This is a genomic window from Cupriavidus sp., from assembly GCF_057315035.1.
Genome location: NZ_DBHKYV010000027.1, coordinates 77,702 through 94,117 on the forward strand (window position 1 = coordinate 77,702; position 16,416 = coordinate 94,117).

Genomic DNA, 16,416 nt, shown 5'->3' on the forward strand with positions numbered 1-16,416 from the left:
CTGTCTCGTTGCCGGCATGTCTCTCGCCAATGCTGCGCGGGCCGACTGCCTTGACGAAGCTGCCGCCTTCCATCGTGTGAGCCCGATGCTCGTGCGGGGCATCGCGCAGGTCGAGTCCGGCATGCGTTCGTGGGTAACGAATACCAACACGAATGGCAGCGAGGACATTGGACTCATGCAGATTAACTCGGTGCACCTGCCGCGCCTGGCGAAGTTTGGCATTACGCGGCAGAGCCTGTTCGATCCCTGTACCAATGCCTACGTCGGGACGTGGATCCTCGCCGATTGCCTGAGCCGCTACGGCAACACCTGGACGGCGGTCGGTTGCTATAACGCCGGCGCACCTGACAAGCGATTGCGGTACGCCAACCGTGTCTACCAGAAGCTGCAATCCACTACCAAGTAACCCATCCGAATTCAAACGGAAATCAGCCATGTACCAGTCTCGAATGTCCGCCCGGTTCTGCCGGATCCTTTTGTCCGGTGCCGCAGCCTTCGGGGTATGTGCCCATGCAGCCGTTCCGGCGGCAGGCCCGTTTGGCGCGGAGCCGTTCGGTAACTTTGAACCGTCGAAGCCGCTTGCCGGCAGTGGGTGGCAGGTGCTGGCTGGCGAGCGCGCGAAGCCGACAACGCTGGCCGCGAATATCCCGTCTGTGGCGAGTACGGCGGCCACCGCACAGGCGACTGCCGTGCCGGTAGCTGTGGCGGCTGCTCCGGGCACTCCCGCAATTGCGGGGCCGGCAGCCTTGGCAACTATCGTGCCGTCGGCGCCGCTGGAACGCAGCTGGTCCGTGTCCCCGGCAGACGCGAACTATCGCGTCCTGATTGAGAAATGGGCGCGCGAGGCGGGCTGGACTGCGGCGCAATGGGAAGTGGACCAGGACGTGCCCATCGATGCGTCGGATGCGTTTTCGGGCGACTTCAAGAGTGCGGTGCGCCGCGTGCTCTCTGCCACGGAAATGACCGACTACAGCCTGAAGCCTTGCTTCTACTCCAACAACTATGTGCGCGTGGTGAAGCTCACCACGAAGTGCGACCCGTCCAAGTGAGGCAGCAAAAAATGAAGTTGACCCGAATTCTTCGACCGGCAACCGGCGCCGCACTCGTCTGCTCCACCCTGGCGGGCTGCGTGTCGCCAACCCTCCTCAAAGACGTTCGGCAGGCGACCGACGCGACCACCGCGCAGTCCATGCAGACGACGGACGAACTGTACGCGCGCATTCGCCGCGACCGGGCCGCAGTCGAGGCCGAACAAGATGTGGCACGCCCCTATCTCGCCGGCAAGCGCGTACCCGTCGCACGGAACGTGACGCTTCCCGTTGCGTTGCGTGCCAATGTCGACACGTTGGTGATGTTCCCCGAGCGGTCGATGTCGCTCGCAGTGGTGGCGCAGCGCATCCAGATGTCGACCAACATCCCAGTCAAGATCGAATCGGATGTCTACCTGCCGCCGAACTTGCTGCTGCCGCGTAGCCTTGGGCAACAAGCCGCTCAGCAGCTTCGCTCCACACAGGGCCAAGGTGCTGTAAACCCGCTCGCTCAGGGCCTGGGACCCGCACCGGCGTTGAACGGTCCGCTGCCCGGCGCTCTCACCGCCTGTGGAAGCATGTCGGCCGCGTCGCAAGCCACGCCGTTGCTGGATAACGCCTTGAACGTGGAGTTCAAGAACAGCGAGAAGATGCCCCTGGCCACCATGCTGGATACCGTTGCCACTCGACTTGGTATCAATTGGGAGTTCAATAGCGAGAAGGGCATCATCCGCTTCTACCGTCTGGTCACGAAGACCTGGCAACTGCCGATGCAGGCAGGAACCAACTCTTTCACCACCGAGTTCAAGCAATCCGCACAAGGCTCCAGTTCCGGCACCACGGGTGGCGGCCAGAGCAATCAGGTGGACGCGGTGGCCAAGTCAGAGATCAAGGATCAGGACGATCTGGCCGGCGTGAAGAAGAGCATCGAGCCGGCCATGACGCTGGTCGGTAACGCCGAGCTTAACCCTGCGACGGGTCTCTTGACGATGCGTGACACCAAGGAAGCGGTCGATGCCGCCGACGAGATTGTTCGTCGTCAGGTGGCAATCTACTCGCGCATGGTGACATTGAAGTTCCAGATGATCGACCTGACCGTTTCGGACAGCGGCGAAGCAGGGGTCGACTGGAACGTCGTGCTAACCAAAGCTCTGCAGAATCTGCCGGGATTTACCGCGACCGCTCTCTCTCCCGCCACGCTCGTGTCGTCGTCAGCGGGCAGCTTCGGGATGACCCTGACCTCGGGCGGTTTTAGCGGAACGCAAGCGATTGTGAGCGCGCTCAAGCAATACGGCACGGTGACATCGAACATGACGATTCCCGTCTCGATGCGCAACCGGCACGGGTTCCAGTACAACAATCGCCGCACGTTCTCGTACGTTTCCGGTACCACGCCGGCCGCATCGAGCGTGGGCGGCACGGGTGGCGTTCCCGGTATCACGACGTCGACGGCAACCGTCGGCTTCAAGCTGGCCGTCTATGCCGACGCGACGTCGCGCGACGACGTGAACCTGACGATTGCACTGGACCAGTCCAAACAGGACGGCCCGCTTGAAAAGTTCACATCCGGCTCGGGTGACAACCAGCAGTCCGTGCAGACGATCAATCTCGTTGGCAAGGGTATCCCCAAGCAGGACCTGATAGTGCGCAATGGCCAGACGGTCCTCATGACCGCACTGGACCAGGATGACACGCAGAACACGCGTCGCACGTTGGGGGAGTCCCTGCCGATGATCCTTGGTGGCTCGCAGACGGTATCCAAGACGCGCACGTTCACGTTGCTATTGGCAACCGTGATGGTGCAGGACCAGGGCGAGGCGAGGTAACTCATGCGAGCACTTCGACATTTTGCTTCGGATATCGCGCTGCTGTATCAACGGCACCGCCCTGTCGCAATGGTGATGTGGTTGCCGCTCGTGGTGATCGTTGCCATGCAGCCTCGCGCCGACATGCTCTGGGTAGGGCTGGTGATGGCTGTCGTGACCGTGTTCGGGCAGGCCCTGCTTGCGGCCTATAGCCTCTCGCTGCGCTGCAGAATGATTGTTCTGGACGACAACGCATGGATCGTTCAGGTGCATGGCGTGGATAAAGGGGCGATCTCCGACGCTGAGTACGCTGCAATGCGTGAACGGGCCATGTTCTCCGTAAGCACCTACCTGCGTCAGGCCGTCAACCTCGTATCGGGGGGGCTGACGTTCGTGCATTGGCTCATCCGCAATGTGCCGCTGATTCTCTTCTGGATGGCACTTGTCGGACTGTTGCTTGACGCGACCGGAACAGTCGCTGCGATCAAGACCATCCTGGTTGCGGCACAGTTGCAGCCCGAGAACCTTGCAGTCGCCGTCGCTCAATGGCTGTCCTATACGCTGGTTTGGTCAGCGATGATCGGCCTGCTGCTGATGCATCGCCAACTTGGGATTCGCAGCGAGTTTCGTGCCGCATGGGAGCACGAGCTGCGTCGTCGGCTGAATGTGCATGCGCTCGGTGAGATCACGCTCTCTCGCATCGAAGATCATCAAGTCGTGTTTGCGGACGAGGGGAAGGCATTCCGGACGTTCCTGCGCCAACGGCGCGCCGCGGCCGGCGACGCCGCGAGCGGGGCGGGGGAGGGAGCACGATGATCGTCAACATCCACGGCAAGACGCTGGCCTTCGGGATGAACTGGCGGACCCTCACCGGTAATGCGCCAGCACTGGACCTGGCCGCGAAAGTGGCTAAAGAGGTCAAGGCTGGACGGATCTGGCACGACGGCGCAGCGCTGCACATGGGCTACCTCGCGCCGGAGGACGCGCAGGCCAAGGTCAAGGACAAGATCTACTCGGCGGCGGTCGCGATCGCCCGTATCCCGGACCTGCTGCCGAACGTGCTCTTTGCCTACCGGCTGGAGAACGCTGGCGCGCACGTCGGCTACTTCGTTTGCGGCATCCTGAAAGGTCGCCCGCGCGTGGGTTTCGATCGGGTGATCACAGAGGAGGCAACGCTTTCGGAAGTGGTCAGGGATTTCGCGCAGAAAGCCGGAGGCTCGTTTCGCCTGGCCGGAAACCTGCCGGAATTGACGCAACTGGTCTCGGGGGCGTCGGCACTCAGCTTTGTTGAATTGCATCTCGATGCGATCGCTGCTGCGGCAGATGCTCACGCGGCATTGCGCAAGCCGAGTGCAGCAGCAACGAAGAAACGTCTGGCGATGCTGGCGGTCATCGGCCTGCTGGCGACGGTTGGCGGCAAGTACGGCATGGCCGAATACAAGGCGTACCAGATTCGCAAGAATCCGCCGCCGCCACAGAAGAGCCCGGCCGAGCGCTATGCCGAAGACATCATGGCGCGATCCGTCGCACCGTCTGCCAAGGCTGCGGTGGCCATCCCGCAATTTGCCCGATGGTTTACCGAATTCGTCCCGAACGTCGTGGGCGGATGGAAGCTGGCCACGATTACGTGCAAGACGGTTGTTTCGCCGGTGGCCGAGTGCGACGCGGTCTACAGCCTGGACGCAAGCAAGAGCGGGGGTGGCACGCGCGGAGCGACGAACGCCACCTTCCTGGCCGAGATGCCGGACATTTTCGCCAATCCCCGGTTCGGGAAAGACGACAACGACGTGACGGTGACCGCCAAGGTGCCGTTTGGCCCGCCGACGCCGCTTGGCAAGCTGCTGGAATCGCTGCCCACGAGCATGGCACTGCGCACCGACCTGGGTTCGACCTTGCAACTGATGCGGCCTGCCACGACGAAGGCAGTGCTCAACGAAATGGTGCCGTTTGGGGCCATCCCGCCTGAGGGACTCGGATCGGTACCTGCGGTCTATCGGATTGCGACGTGGGAGATCCATGGACCGTTGCGCAATGCCGGCATGGTCGGGGCTTTCCCCTCAAATGTGTCGGTGGGTGAACTGACCCTCACGGTCAAGCTGGACGCCGATCCGTCCATCAACGACTCCAAATTCATAATTGAAGCCAAGGGCGACGCGTACGCGCGGGACTAGGAGAAAGTAACCAATGAAACGAATCTCGAGCACTCTTCTTGTTTGCCTTGCCGCCGGCGCTGCGCATGCTGACGGCGTGAAGACCGTTACGCAGCAGCTTCTGGAAAAGGATGCGCAGTTGGCGCTGCAGAAGCTGGACCAGGATCTCGCGAAGGGGAATCCTACGCCGACGTCCATTGCCGCCGTGCCGGTGTCACAGCATGCACGCGATGAATCGCCCAAGACGATTGCGCTCTATGGCGTGGATGGGCGTGCCGCCGGTCTGTCGCTGACGTTGCGCAGCTACGTGAAGTGGGGCGATCAGGTCTATGCAGCCAAGATCGGTGGGTCCGTGCGCGGCTACAAAGTGGTCTCGATTACCGAGTCGGGTACGAAGCTCGCGCGCGGCAAGCAGACACTCAATGCAGCCAGGGCCGATGACGATGCGGTGATTCTGGTGGGCGAGCAATCCGGTGGTGAGCGCACGACGCCAAAGCCTGCCGGCCCGTTGCCTGCCGGCTCGCTGCCGGCTGCGGGTGCCCCTTCCAGCGTTGCTCCGTTCCCTCTGATGATGCCGCCAACGCAGCCGGGCGTGATGCCGCTTCCCGCGCCCACGGCCGCTCCAGCGCTACCGGCGCAAGTCGGCTCGATACCTGCACCGGCCGCAGCACCGGTCAAAGGTTGAGGGCGAACATGCGATTCCTAGGCAAATCCAAGTCGCTCATGCCGGCGTCGAGTAGTGGCATTACCGTGCTGTCGGGGACGGGTTCCGTTGTTCAACCTTCGGCCCCGGTTGAGCCTGTGCTCGCCTCAGCCGCGCCGCAGTCCTCGCCCACCACGGAGATCCGTACGACCGACGATCTGCCTTCGTTCGTACGGGTCATCTACGATGAACTGGGCATGGCGCAATCCCTGCGGCACCAGCTCTGTCCGGTGTTGGTGGAAGAGGGCGCCGCCGGTTCCCGCGGCAAGTTTGCGCTAATCCTGCTTGCGGAGATGCAGCACTCGGACGTGACGGAGGAAATCCTTCGGCAATCGCGCCTGCATTACGAGGCCGCGACCCCGTTCTTCTATACCGCGGCGCCGCAGGTGATGACCGCGCTGTCGCGAGGCGTAGAGGGAAAGGCCCGCCGCACCGCGACCGCCGTCCCGGGCGCCCGCAACGCCAACGCTCTGTGGCAAACGTTCCTTGCCGCGGCCCAGTTCGCCTTGCGCGAGCAGGCATCGGATATCCACTTCGAGGCGAAAGACAACAGCGATCTCTCGCAGATCCGATTTGCCATCGACGGCCACCTGGTGTCGCCCCCGGAGTTCGAGATCCGGACGGGTGACCTGCTGGATATGCTCGGGTACGTCTGGCAAAAGGGCAAAGGCGGCTCACAAGGCCTGTTCAGCCGCATCCTTCCTCAGCAGACTAGCGTGCGTGCGGAGGTCGACAGCGTGCCGCTGGTGTTCCGGTGGGCCTCGATGCAGAGCGCCGATGGCCACGTGACCGTCATGCGGGTCAACCGGGAGAAGGCGGCAACATGCGAGGTGGAGTTCGTCAAGGATCTTGGCTTCTTCCAGCAACAGGCCGATGTCATCGACCGCTGCACCATGCAGATGGGCGGCGGCGTGGTCCTGGTCGGTACCGTCGGCTCGGGCAAGACGACCACGGCGCATGCCGTGATGCAGCGCCTGCCAGGCTGGATGAACAAGATGTCGATCGAAGACCCGGTTGAACTGATGGCTCGTGGCACGCACCACTTCTCGGTGTCGCGGCAACTGGACGGCGCAAACCGCGAAGACGATCCATTCATCGTGGCGAAGCGTCAACTGAAGCGGATGAACCCGCATTTCGTCATGATTGGCGAGGTGCGCGACTTCGAATCTGCCGGCCTCTTCCGCGACGTGGCAGGTGCTGGCCTGCGCGCGCTGACGACGGTGCACGCGCCTTCAGCCGTCGCAGCGACGGACCGCCTTGCCGACAGCGAGTTGCGGATTCCGCGCAGTGTCCTGGCGACGCCGGGCTTCGTGAACCTGTACGTCTATCAGGCGCTGCTGCCCAAGACCTGCGATTGTGGTCACCACGGCGACGAGGCCAAACAGATCCTGGGGGCGGCGAAGCTGCACCAGATCGAGAAGCTCTTTCAGTTCAACGTCGACGGCATCCGCCTGCGCCGCCTCGAAGGTTGCGACAAGTGCAGACGCGCCAATCTTCCGGATCTGAACGGTATCCGCGGGCGTGTCATGGCCGCCGAGATGTTCGAGCCGGACGAGTTGGACCTCATGTATATCCGCGATGCACGGGCCATAGAGCTACAGGCTCATCAGCGCGAGAAGCGGGAGACAGGGTTCGACATTCCGGACTGCACTGGCAAGTCGGTCTTCGAAGTCGCCATGTACCACGTCCATGCCGGCACGGTTGATCCTCGGGAGGCCGAGCGGATCCTCTCGCTGGACGGCTATGAGCAACGCCTCAAACGCATGTTGAACCGCGTCAAAGGAGCCGCATCATGATGTCTCGAATCAAAGCGCTTCTTGGTCGGCAGCGCTCGCCCGGCTCTGTGGCCGCGAGAACCAACACGGCTGTGGGCCGGTTCCCCGACAAGCTCTGGCGTGCGCGTTTTGAGTTTGGTGCGAAGCGGGCGGACTATTACTACGACCTGGCCATGCGCATCGAGAAGATGCCTGGCGAGCCGATCTCGAACCACTTTGCCAAGGATGCGGCACGCCGCGCCGGCGAGCCACTTGGCATTCTCGCGGCGTTGTGGCTATCGCGTAGCGAGGGGCTCGACGGCGAAACGCAGGAATCGCGCCTCGCCGAGATCCTGCGCGGGACCGTGCCGGACGAGGATCTCGCGATCCTGGCCGTTGCGGAGCAGGGTGGCGACCTGAAGGAGGGGTTGTTCAAGCTCGCGGAGAACTTGCGCGCCATGCACGACGCCAAGGCGAACATCGTGATCATGCTGGCGAGTGTCGGACTTACGCTCATCATCCTGCACGTGTACGTGGGTGCCATGGCGTTCCTCGTGGCCCCGATGCTAGACCGCAGCTTTGCCAGTCTGCTGCCGGTGGATGCCTATGGGCCGATCGCCAAGACGTTCCACTACGCGGCGCAGTTCCTGCGTAATTGGGGTTGGCTTGTGCTGGCCGGTGAGCTCGCACTGGGCTACTGGGTACTCAAAGCGCTGAAAGGCTACACCGGAAAGTACCGGCAGTGGCTGGATAACAAGGTCATCCTGTTCGACTTCTTCCGGCGTTTCCAGGGGGCGCAGTTTCTGTCAGCCATGTCGGCAGTGACGCAGCGGTTTGGCGGGGATTCCAAGAACCTGTCGCCGGCGCTGGACCTGATGCGCGAGCACGCCTACCCGTACTTGGCGCAGCACATCGACCGCATTCAGGTAGCGCTCGAGGAGAGCCCCAACGCTGGCGGGAAGATCTTCGATACCGGACTGTTCGACCGCGACACGTCCTTCCGAATTCAGGACGTCGCGGAATACGAAGACGATTTGTCGAAGATGCTGTCGACGGTCTCGAACACGCTGCTTCAGACGGCGCCACGAGAACTGGAACAGCGTGCGTCGTCGTTCAATCGCAAGGCTTCCATCCTGCTGATCATCCTCATTACCAGCCTAGCCTTCATGCCTGCCTTCATGGCGCGTGAGCTGAAGTCCAGCATGCAGACCAACAGCATCCGCACGCATCAGAAAAGCATCAACCCATCCGCCCTCCCATCCAACTGATAAGGAACAACGAAACATGGACACTCGCAACCTGCAATACAACGCCGCGGCCACCGAAGACAACGCCTTCGGTTCCACCGTTCCGCTTAACCAGTTGAGCCGCGACGAGCAATGGAAGCGCATTCGCAGCAACCCGCGCATGCGCGGCCAGCATGGCGGCATTCTCGACGAGTACGGCTTTTACCTGCTGCTCGCGGCACTGACCCTCGTTGCGATCCTGGTGCTGTTCTCGCACAACTCGGTGGATACGCAAGTTCAGCAGTTGACGACGGAGCTGAACAACGTCATGGGCAAGGTGAAGACGAACTATCGTGGCCAGTACAGCAAGGTGTCTGTCACGTCGCTGATCGATAACGGCGTATTCCGTGACCTGACCACGATGACGGACACCGGCGGCACGATCTCGGTTCAACCGGGCGGCGGCATTCTGACCGTGGCGCCGGGCAAGCTGCTGAGCGGTAATGACAGCGTGCAGTACACGGTGCCCAACCAGCCAGATGCGGCGTGCCCGGCGATCGTGGCGGCCTTTCAGAGCAGCGCGGGACGGATCCTCGTGAACGGAAAGATTATCAAGGATGTCGGCGGCTCGGTTGACCCCAGCAAGGTGAAGTGTTCGGGCGACAGCAATACCCTCGATCTGTTCATGTCCTGATGAGACGCGAGTCGAATAGACATGCCCGGCCTAATGGCCGGGCTTTGGCATAGGAGAGCGGATTATGTTGTTGAGCAATTACTCGATGGGCCTGCTGGTAGGCAGCATTGCCTTGGTGGGATCGGTGGCCTGGGCGTATGCGGATCAGGAGGAGAACCTCGCGATCGGGACAGGCAACTACATGTCCAACATCGCACAGGCGGCGAATACCTACACGTTTGAGGCGTTCACCGCGCTTGCGAAAAGTCCGGCGGGTTCGACCAACCTGACGGTGGGTGGCAAGACGATTGGTGTGGCCGACCCGCTGCATCCAACGGTGCAGGACTTCATCAACTTCGGGTTGCTGCCGATTGGGTACTCGGACATTAGTCCCCTTGGCTTGTCGTTCAGGATCGATCTCACGCCCACGAATTGCGCCGGCGATATCTCTGGCTGCTCGATCCCGGGGCTCGTCTACTCCACCGAGGGCTATCGCGATGCTTTCGGGCGGATTCGCACGGATCTGATGGGTGCCGCAGTGGTCAAGGCTGGTCAGGACGCGGGTGTGACATTTGCCGAAACGCCGGCGACCATTACCGGGATGGCGGCAACCTGGCAGGCGCCGAACCCTGTGATGGGACAGCCCGTAGGCGTCTTGGCGATGCGCGTAGGGTCGAGTTCGTTGCTCGCCCAGTCCATGAACCAGTTCTACAAGCGAGATGGTTCGCTGAACCTGACCGGTGCGATGGACGCCAATAACCAGGCGATGAATCGCGTGGGGAATTTGCAGTCGAATGGCTCGGTATCGGCGTCGGGAAACGTGGCCGCGAGCGGTAACGTTACGGGTAACGTGCTGGCTGGCAATGGTCTGCAGTCTTACGGGAATGCGTCAATTGCAGGCACCCTAGGCGCAGCGCAGGTGAACGCGTCTGGAATTCAATCCTATGGCAACGTGAACGCTTCGGGCTCTTTGGTCGCGAGTGGGTACGTTTACACATCCGGAGCTATAGTTCCGTCAGTGGACCCCAGCCAAAAGGTGGTGGCAGGCTGGGGATGTAATGATCCGCAGGGAGCGATCCGAAGCGATCCTGATGGTAAGACTCTATCGTGTCAGAATGGCGTCTGGAGGGCGGCCAGCGGGGCATCCCAGGGGCAGATCGTTTCATTCTGGTCGCGAAGCGCAAATTCGTTTACAGACTACGGGATTTGCATTACGTGGCCGGGCGCGAACAACATGCCTGGCTCAGACTATCCTTGTCCGGCCGGCTCAGTCGGGTTTATTGGCGGCACGTACAACACGTCGGGAAGTGGCGGCGGCTAAATAGAAAAACGGCCGGGCTAACCGGCCGTCTTCATCCGCCTAAGCGCCATTATTGGCAGGAGAGGACAACCACACCGGAAACGTCCCCACTGGAAGGAGTGGGGATCGTATATCCGATGGCAAGGAATGGCTTCTTCGCATCCGTACCAAGTGTCTGGATGAGGTAAGTACCAGGGGTGCTGGCCGTTCCGAGACTTACGCCCTTGAGCGGTGCGCTGGTGATGGAAGACGTGATGTGGGTGTCAGAACCGATAGCCACGTCAAGTGAGAATGAGTCAAGAGTTGCGAACGTGAGACCGACAGTTGCCGTAGCAGCATTCAGTTTGCCTACGGGGAAGTTCCCACTAACCGCAGTCGGCTGAGTCGCCGCGGCTAAAGTGCAGGAAGCCTTCACGTCGGGCGCACCGACGGTAAGATCCGGCGTTACCGTGAGCGGGGTGCCAACCACATAGTGGCTGCCTTGATTGACACTGACGTTGCCTTGACTCGTTGCTCCATTCGTCCATCGGCCTAGTGCAAAGGCACCATTGCCTGCCAGATCGGCGACAGTCCCGCTCGTCAGCACTACATTAACGGACGCGTTTGCACCAAGCGTCGTGTACGCACCAGCAGTCGTCTTGGCTTGCGCAGAGGCGGCGACTGCCGCAGTCACATACGCATGCGACGATACACCGCGTGAAACCGCGTCTTGGGGCACAAAGATCAGAGCCAAGGGATCCGCGGAAACGTTAGGGGCACTGCCTTGGACAGTGATCACAGGTGCCGGAGGCGTCGGATTGCTCGGCTGTTGCGTCGACGTGCCGCTGTCACCGCCCCCACCACCGCAGGCGGCCAGGGTCAGCAGTGCAGCAGCAGAAACGATGGAGAGTGCGAACTTGGTCTTTTGCATTTTCTTTCTTCTTCCTCTGTTTTTCAGGACGGACCGCGATTGAATCGAATCGCTAAATCCATCCTACCGACTTGATCCGCATGTCAAGCCGGCCCAAAAATACGTGACCGATTACTTGTGGTGCCACTTGCGATCTAGACGCGGTATTCACTTACTAATACTGTTTCTGAAGAGCTGCTCGTGCACCCAGCCTTCGCTCGTTGCGATCAAGACAGTCTTGTCACGCTTCTTCTCGCTGGCGGCCTGAAGTTGGGGGTACGTAGCGCGCATCTCTGGAACTTTTGCCCAGTCTGGAGCATCCGGGATCTCGTAGGTGTAGTTCACCTGAGAGATCTTCATGCCGAATCGGTCAGCAGGTTCCGTGAAGCTTTCCACCTCGACCACCTTCGCTTTGCCGCTACAGAAGCCATCCCAATTGCTGATGTTTCCGCCCGCACCCTTTACCAAGTATCTCTTGCCAAGTTCCGTCAGGGCGTACTCATTCGCTGGAATGGGCTCTTTGTTCCATTGGCTTTCGCTTGGCATCTCAGCCTCTGATTCTGAAAGCAGTCCTGCTTTTACGAGCGCTGCAGCCTTCTCGGGATTCCTCAAGGAACGGAGCCCGTCCTTCTTTTCAATCTTGTAGGGGAATGCCTTTGCGGGAGCCATTACACAAACGCCGTTGCTCTTGTCGTAATAGTCCTGAATGGCAGCCTTGAAGTTGCCCTTGTTGGCGTCCTGCTTGCTTCCACACCCCACGAGGGCGATCAATGCGCATCCTGCAATGATCGAATGTGCGAACTTGGTCTTCATGCCTTTGTTTCGGGAAAAGTCAACGGTCACGGGAGTTCAGCGCTGCCTGGATCTTCTGGTCGGTCTTGTACTGACTCAGGGCGTAGGTCGACCAGATAGCAGCCGGAATCCAGCCGATGATCGTCAATTGCAGGATCAGGCAGATGACGCCGGCGAAGGGCCGACCAATGGTGAAAAACTGGAACCAGGGCAGCAGGATGGCGAGAATCAGGCGCATAAATGTGTCAAATCCGACAAAAGTCGCAAGGATACAAGAATCCGGACCGCCAATACAACGGCGGTTGGATCGTTGTTCTGCACCCCCTAGTAGTGGGGTTGGGACTAGAGCGACCGGTATAGCGTGGTTCCGCAATGGTTGCAGATGTGCCACTGTTGAACCCGGAAGAAGGGCTGATGGCGCCACAGACGGATACTGCGCGATCCACACTGGTTGCAGGCGACGCCATTTCGACCGGCGTGGGCAGGGTTGTCACGAGCGTATTGCTCGAATGTGACCAGGCCCTTCCGGTTGAGAAAGTAGCCAAACATCAGCAAGCCAAAGTACGAAAGCAGGAAGCAAATCGTGGCCCACTTCCACGGGTTCTTGTTCACCTTGTTGGCCCAGCGAAAGGCTAAGTAGCAGGGCAGTACGTGCAGGATGGCAATTTCCAAAAATTTCTTGAAAGCGAACAACATTGAGTGGGCCTCCGTTACTGCTTGCGACGCCGGCCGAGCTGGACGTTACCCAGAGCGCCGCTGCAACCAGGGCATGAGAAGTTTTGGCTCAATTCGATCTTCGGCGCGGTGTTTGCGATGAGGTAGGGTGTACGGCAGCTTCGACATGGCGCGACATCCAGTTGCGCGTCCGTCGACATCGACCTGCAGAGATGGCATGCCCGATCAGCTGTAATGCGCGAGTCCGGGCCAAAGAACTTCTCAAACATGTCGTAGGCAGCAATAAACGCCTCGGGGACATTCGCGCCGAACGCTAGACCGACACGATAGAGAGTAACCATCATCGTTGCCTGCATCCGGTGAAGAGGCTGCTCGAAGTACCACACCGTCGATGTCGGAAGTTGGCCCGTAGGCGAGGACGAACCGTGGATTGCCTGGAAGAGCTGGCGAGTCTTCGTGGAGTTGATACCAAGCAGTGAGGTTACGGTCGATGCTCGGCAGTACTGCCGGATCAGCATCTCGCTGTAGACCTTTTTCTTGAGTGGGTCTAAGCGCAGGTTGGACCAGCTTTGCTTCGCCTCGATGCGATCCACACGCATTGGAACGGTTGCAAGGAAGTGATGGCCAATAACGTCGGGAGAAACGCGGGCAGTCTCGAAGTCGATCCAGAACCGTTTGCTATCCAAACGCCACCGGAACATCGGGAAGTCGACCTTCGCGATGGCCATGTCCAGTACGTGCTGCGGGAGGGAACGTAGATAGAGCGCCAACTCCTTGCTGATGCCAAGAAGGGGCGCAGCGAGAATGCTCACATGCAGTAGTTCAACCATCAGCCAGATGTAGTGACGGTTGTTATAGAACAGTCGCAACTTGTCATCGTTGCTCCATGCCGGCAGCTTGCCGCGAAGCTTGTCCACGGCGACAGTAGTCGTAGTCCCCTCGGTCAAGCACTTCCAGTCGTGAACGTCCATAAGTGTGGGAACGACCACGAGGAATGGCGTGCCCATCAGATCGCGTTGTGTGGCGACAGCCTTGCGCATCTTGTCGATGTGTGCTCGGTCGATTTGCAGAACTGCATCAAGCTGGGGGTGGGCGCCGAGCGCTTCGGCAAGGTGATCGGTAAGGTGATAATTGGCCGACCGAATGCGGTCGCAGGTCATCCGGGTCAGTTGAAGGCGTTCGAATTCAGCAGTGAGGGATTGTTGTTGCATGGTCATAGGTATCAGCGAGATTGGAGGGCGGCTCGGATGTCGGCATGCAGGCGCGCGACAATGCTGTCGAGGACAGTGAGAGTTGACTTGAATTGCTCGATGCTGCCGTCCATCTGAACCGCCATCTGCGTAGTCGCAAACGTGGCTACCGTTTTCTCGAACTGGTCAACTAGCATTGAGAGGGCGTCGCCGGCCTTAGTGCGTCGGTCAAGGACCGCCGTCCGTTCGTCGATCTCCTGCTCGATGCCTGCGCGTCGCCCTTCAATGTCGGCCAGCTCGGCCCTGGCCGCGTCGAGTGCTACGTTCTTTGCTGTGAGGGCTTCCTCCAACGTCGCGTATCCGGGTGGGATAGTTGGTACTTCAACCGTTTCTGTTCGGGCGTTGGCTCGGGCGTTAGCGACACGTTCCTGCAACTCGCGAGTCTCGCGTTCAAGATCCTGGATACGCATCTGTTGCATGCTTTGCGCGTGGTTATGCCGCGTAAGCTCTTCCCGGGTATGACTCAGTGCCTCTCGGTCTGCGTCGCGCTCTGTCGAAAGCTTGGACACTTCTTCGGTAAGCCGGCGAATCTCGATGTCCTTGTCCGCATTGTCCTGGACCGTGGTCGCGAGCTCAGAGGTGGCCATATCGAGCCGTGCGGAGACGTCAATCACCTGCTCTTGCTTTTTTCGCAACTGTTCGACGTAGTCCCGGATGTTCTGCCTCCTGTAAGACGGATCGTTTTCCTTGAACTCGATGACGGCATCGATCTCTTCAGTGGTGTAGTCGCTGCTCCGCAGAATCATCAACTCGCCAATGTTTAGTTTAGTGAGCGCGCCGTTGTGGCTGAGAAAACGCCGATAAAGGCCGAGGTACAGCTTCGCTTGATTGGGATGCAGACCGAGATGCTCCTCTGCCATCTGGTTGAATCTCTCCCAGCCTCGCATGCGGGCCCCGCGTGTTTCGCCGAACTCGTTGATGGCTGATTCCATCGCCAGGTCGTGAACATGCTGAAGATCGGCGCCCATGTCCAGCAGCATCCGCTCGATCTTTTCGCGGGTTCGCTGAATATTCCGGATGTTCTCGCAGAGGCGGCTGAACTGGTCCTCACTGAGGGTGGACCCCATGGTTTCGCGCAGACGCGCTTCCATGCGAGACGTTTCAGGCTGGAGAGGGAAGTCGACGATGTCGGCTTTAGGTGCCACCGCGTTAGGCACCAGTGCGTTGGATTGTTTCTTTTTCTTTTCAGGCATGTTTCGCTCACTCAAACAAGGACATAACAACCAGCGTATCGACCGGAACGCGTTGTCAAGTCTCAGTCAGGAGATTACGAAACGCACGAAGGTTGGAGGGGTCAGAAAGCTACGTTTTTTGGGGTAGCTTTTGCCGGGCCCTGCGAAAAGCTGGTTGCTTGTGTGCGTGTTATCGGGGCTGGCCGGAGGGAATTTAGGTACTTACCCCTACGCTACGGGGTCAATTTAAGTAAAAGTAAAGTCAGAAGTAGATAATAGTTATATCTCTCCGCTGCTTCCATATCGTGAAACCGCCTGAGCATGCTCAGCCTATTTCCCCGAAAAGACATAGATTTTTGATGAGCTTTCAGGCTGCCGGTGGGATATTTCGTCAGTTACGATCCACATACACCCGCGTCTAGGCGCATCGATCAGCGAAGTAGAGCCATTGGCTTTGCTGTCCGCCCATCTCTCATTCCCACTTCAGGCCAGCGTGTTTGCGCCATGCATCGGCATGCCGCAAGCGCGTTCTCGCGCGCCCTCCACGGATTCCTTGCTCTTTGAGCATCGAAAAATCGCCTGGCATCCGCCGGGAAACCCCTTGCAATGTTTCTGGAGAGAAACCGTGGAATTCATTTCGGACCTCATCAAGCGTCCCATCAAACTGCTTTTGCTCTGCATGGTTCTCTATCTTGCGAGCAAGTCCCTCGTTGTTGGTCTGTTCGTAGCGATCGTAGGAGCTTCATTTCTGTACCAAAAAGTTGCCTCATTCAATCGCACCGTCCCTGCAGCACCGAAGGTCTCGACGCCGGACTACACGTCTAAATCGAAGCCTCATGAGCCTCAACCGGAAGAGCATCCCGAGCAGCAATACGAACGCTCCGCGGTTGTGACGCCTTTTCGCCGATCAGGAACGTACGATCGTTCCTGAACCATTGCCGCCCGACTTCTCGGGCGGCTCCTTCCACCTGTCGCGGGTATCCGATACCCGCCGACAGG

At 59.8% G+C, this 16,416-nt stretch carries 17 protein-coding genes; 11 read left to right on the forward strand and 6 right to left on the reverse strand.

Going from position 1 to position 16,416, the window contains the following annotated elements:
- Positions 1-16 precede the first annotated feature (16 nt).
- The 10 genes from ACO550_RS26555 (at position 17) to ACO550_RS26600 (ending at position 10,660) form a co-directional block, all read left to right on the forward strand.
- Positions 17-406, forward strand: a complete 390-nt coding sequence (locus ACO550_RS26555) for a transglycosylase SLT domain-containing protein (protein WP_315595557.1) — start codon at positions 17-19, stop codon at positions 404-406.
- Positions 407-434: 28 nt separating this feature from the next.
- Positions 435-1,049: a TcpQ domain-containing protein gene (locus ACO550_RS26560; RefSeq protein WP_315595558.1), complete on the forward strand. Its 615-nt coding sequence runs from the start codon at positions 435-437 to the stop codon at positions 1,047-1,049.
- A gap of 11 nt (positions 1,050-1,060) precedes the next feature.
- Positions 1,061-2,854, forward strand: a complete 1,794-nt coding sequence (locus ACO550_RS26565; protein WP_315595559.1) for a protein PilN — start codon at positions 1,061-1,063, stop codon at positions 2,852-2,854.
- Positions 2,855-2,929: 75 nt separating this feature from the next.
- Entirely contained in the window at positions 2,930-3,649 is a 720-nt protein-coding gene (locus ACO550_RS26570) for a hypothetical protein (protein ID WP_315595560.1), read from the forward strand.
- Positions 3,646-5,004 (forward strand): type 4b pilus protein PilO2, encoded by a 1,359-nt coding sequence (gene pilO2, locus ACO550_RS26575; RefSeq protein ID WP_315595561.1) that lies wholly within the window; start codon positions 3,646-3,648, stop codon positions 5,002-5,004. The genes ACO550_RS26570 and pilO2 overlap by 4 nt, the downstream gene beginning before the upstream one ends.
- Before the next feature lie 13 nt (positions 5,005-5,017).
- Positions 5,018-5,668: a hypothetical protein gene (locus ACO550_RS26580; protein ID WP_315595562.1), complete on the forward strand. Its 651-nt coding sequence runs from the start codon at positions 5,018-5,020 to the stop codon at positions 5,666-5,668.
- A gap of 8 nt (positions 5,669-5,676) precedes the next feature.
- Positions 5,677-7,482, forward strand: a complete 1,806-nt coding sequence (locus ACO550_RS26585) for an ATPase, T2SS/T4P/T4SS family (protein ID WP_315595563.1) — start codon at positions 5,677-5,679, stop codon at positions 7,480-7,482.
- Positions 7,479-8,708 carry a pilus assembly protein TadE gene (locus tag ACO550_RS26590; protein ID WP_315595564.1) on the forward strand — a complete coding sequence of 410 codons (1,230 nt, stop codon included), beginning with the start codon at positions 7,479-7,481 and terminating at the stop codon, positions 8,706-8,708. The genes ACO550_RS26585 and ACO550_RS26590 overlap by 4 nt, the downstream gene beginning before the upstream one ends.
- 16 nt (positions 8,709-8,724) lie before the next feature.
- Positions 8,725-9,360, forward strand: a complete 636-nt coding sequence (locus ACO550_RS26595; RefSeq protein WP_315595565.1) for a type 4 pilus major pilin — start codon at positions 8,725-8,727, stop codon at positions 9,358-9,360.
- A gap of 64 nt (positions 9,361-9,424) precedes the next feature.
- The gene (locus ACO550_RS26600) at positions 9,425-10,660 is read left to right on the forward strand and encodes an adhesin (protein ID WP_315595566.1); all 1,236 of its coding nucleotides are present in this window, start codon (positions 9,425-9,427) and stop codon (positions 10,658-10,660) included.
- Between the two features lie 49 nt (positions 10,661-10,709).
- On the opposite strand, the gene ACO550_RS26605 is transcribed toward ACO550_RS26600, so the two are convergent.
- From ACO550_RS26605 to ACO550_RS26630, 6 genes are all read right to left on the reverse strand, one after another.
- Positions 10,710-11,549: a hypothetical protein gene (locus tag ACO550_RS26605; protein ID WP_315595567.1), complete on the reverse strand. Its 840-nt coding sequence runs from the start codon at positions 11,547-11,549 to the stop codon at positions 10,710-10,712.
- 147 nt (positions 11,550-11,696) lie between these two features.
- Entirely contained in the window at positions 11,697-12,341 is a 645-nt protein-coding gene (locus ACO550_RS26610) for a hypothetical protein (RefSeq protein WP_315595568.1), read from the reverse strand.
- 19 nt (positions 12,342-12,360) lie between these two features.
- Positions 12,361-12,558 carry a YqaE/Pmp3 family membrane protein gene (locus ACO550_RS26615; RefSeq protein ID WP_315595569.1) on the reverse strand — a complete coding sequence of 66 codons (198 nt, stop codon included), beginning with the start codon at positions 12,556-12,558 and terminating at the stop codon, positions 12,361-12,363.
- A gap of 104 nt (positions 12,559-12,662) precedes the next feature.
- The gene (locus tag ACO550_RS26620; protein ID WP_315595570.1) at positions 12,663-13,016 is read right to left on the reverse strand and encodes a hypothetical protein; all 354 of its coding nucleotides are present in this window, start codon (positions 13,014-13,016) and stop codon (positions 12,663-12,665) included.
- A 14-nt stretch (positions 13,017-13,030) separates the two neighbouring features.
- Positions 13,031-14,206: a FlhC family transcriptional regulator gene (locus tag ACO550_RS26625; protein ID WP_485995020.1), complete on the reverse strand. Its 1,176-nt coding sequence runs from the start codon at positions 14,204-14,206 to the stop codon at positions 13,031-13,033.
- An 11-nt stretch (positions 14,207-14,217) separates the two neighbouring features.
- Positions 14,218-15,438 (reverse strand): hypothetical protein, encoded by a 1,221-nt coding sequence (locus tag ACO550_RS26630; protein WP_315595572.1) that lies wholly within the window; start codon positions 15,436-15,438, stop codon positions 14,218-14,220.
- Between the two features lie 604 nt (positions 15,439-16,042).
- Here ACO550_RS26630 and ACO550_RS26635 point away from each other — a divergent pair.
- Positions 16,043-16,348, forward strand: a complete 306-nt coding sequence (locus ACO550_RS26635) for a hypothetical protein (protein ID WP_315595573.1) — start codon at positions 16,043-16,045, stop codon at positions 16,346-16,348.
- Positions 16,349-16,416 lie beyond the last annotated feature (68 nt).

Bases quoted from the DNA above. Each gene is read 5' to 3' on its own strand.
- ACO550_RS26555 (WP_315595557.1), top strand. From the start codon at position 17: ATGTCTCTCGCCAATGCTGCGCGGGCCGACTGCCTTGACGAAGCTGCC.
- ACO550_RS26560 (WP_315595558.1), top strand. From the start codon at position 435: ATGTACCAGTCTCGAATGTCCGCCCGGTTCTGCCGGATCCTTTTGTCC.
- ACO550_RS26565 (WP_315595559.1), top strand. From the start codon at position 1,061: ATGAAGTTGACCCGAATTCTTCGACCGGCAACCGGCGCCGCACTCGTC.
- ACO550_RS26570 (WP_315595560.1), top strand. From the start codon at position 2,930: ATGTGGTTGCCGCTCGTGGTGATCGTTGCCATGCAGCCTCGCGCCGAC.
- pilO2 (WP_315595561.1), top strand. From the start codon at position 3,646: ATGATCGTCAACATCCACGGCAAGACGCTGGCCTTCGGGATGAACTGG.
- ACO550_RS26580 (WP_315595562.1), top strand. From the start codon at position 5,018: ATGAAACGAATCTCGAGCACTCTTCTTGTTTGCCTTGCCGCCGGCGCT.
- ACO550_RS26585 (WP_315595563.1), top strand. From the start codon at position 5,677: ATGCGATTCCTAGGCAAATCCAAGTCGCTCATGCCGGCGTCGAGTAGT.
- ACO550_RS26590 (WP_315595564.1), top strand. From the start codon at position 7,479: ATGATGTCTCGAATCAAAGCGCTTCTTGGTCGGCAGCGCTCGCCCGGC.
- ACO550_RS26595 (WP_315595565.1), top strand. From the start codon at position 8,725: ATGGACACTCGCAACCTGCAATACAACGCCGCGGCCACCGAAGACAAC.
- ACO550_RS26600 (WP_315595566.1), top strand. From the start codon at position 9,425: ATGTTGTTGAGCAATTACTCGATGGGCCTGCTGGTAGGCAGCATTGCC.
- ACO550_RS26605 (WP_315595567.1), bottom strand. From the start codon at position 11,549: ATGCAAAAGACCAAGTTCGCACTCTCCATCGTTTCTGCTGCTGCACTG.
- ACO550_RS26610 (WP_315595568.1), bottom strand. From the start codon at position 12,341: ATGAAGACCAAGTTCGCACATTCGATCATTGCAGGATGCGCATTGATC.
- ACO550_RS26615 (WP_315595569.1), bottom strand. From the start codon at position 12,558: ATGCGCCTGATTCTCGCCATCCTGCTGCCCTGGTTCCAGTTTTTCACC.
- ACO550_RS26620 (WP_315595570.1), bottom strand. From the start codon at position 13,016: ATGTTGTTCGCTTTCAAGAAATTTTTGGAAATTGCCATCCTGCACGTA.
- ACO550_RS26625 (WP_485995020.1), bottom strand. From the start codon at position 14,206: ATGCAACAACAATCCCTCACTGCTGAATTCGAACGCCTTCAACTGACC.
- ACO550_RS26630 (WP_315595572.1), bottom strand. From the start codon at position 15,438: ATGCCTGAAAAGAAAAAGAAACAATCCAACGCACTGGTGCCTAACGCG.